This is a genomic window from Streptomyces sp. CBMA123 (assembly GCF_014596465.1).
Taxonomy (GTDB): Bacteria; Actinomycetota; Actinomycetes; order Streptomycetales; family Streptomycetaceae; genus Kitasatospora.
In genome coordinates, this window is the sequence record NZ_MECK01000548.1 from 1 (window position 1) to 621 (window position 621).

Here is a 621-nt window from a genome sequence, read left to right on the forward strand (position 1 = left end):
GGGTTCAGCGCCCGGCCCGCCGTCGGCCCGATGCTGCTCGCCGCCGCCGTCGGCCTGCTGGTCGCCCTGCTCGGCGCCGTCACCGCGGCCGTCCGGGCCGGGCGGGTACGGGCCGTCGAGGCACTCGGCGACGCCGCCGTCGACCGCAAGGTCATGACCGGACCGCGCTGGGCCTGCGCCGCGCTCGGGCTGCTGTCCCTGGTCGGCGTCGTCTCCTACTACCTGTCCGCGGCGAGCCTGCCGCCCGCCCCCGGCGACCAGCCGGACGACCCGCAGCTCGCCTCCCAGTGGGTGATGGGCGCCGACCTGGCCGCCATCACCACGATCGCCCTGTTCGCGCCCGTCGTCGTCCCGGTGCTGGTCCGGCTGCTCAGCGCCCCGCTGGCCCGGCTCACCGCCGCCGCCCCGCTGCTCGCCCGGCAGAACGCGCTCACCGCGGTGCGCCGCACCGTCTCCACCGCCACCCCGGCCTTCCTCACCATCGCGCTCACCGGCACCATGGTCGGCTCCACCGCGGCCTTCGCCGACGCCATGACCGCCCAGGGCCGGTCCACCGCCGCCGCCCGGTACGTGCTGCGCCCGGGCGGCCAGCCGCTGCCCGCCGACGCGGCCCGCCGGCTC

At 78.9% G+C, this 621-nt stretch carries 1 pseudogene; it reads left to right on the forward strand.

The features are described 5' to 3' along the window. Positions 1–621 (forward strand): annotated as a pseudogene (locus BG452_RS36415) (hypothetical protein); the annotation flags it as partial.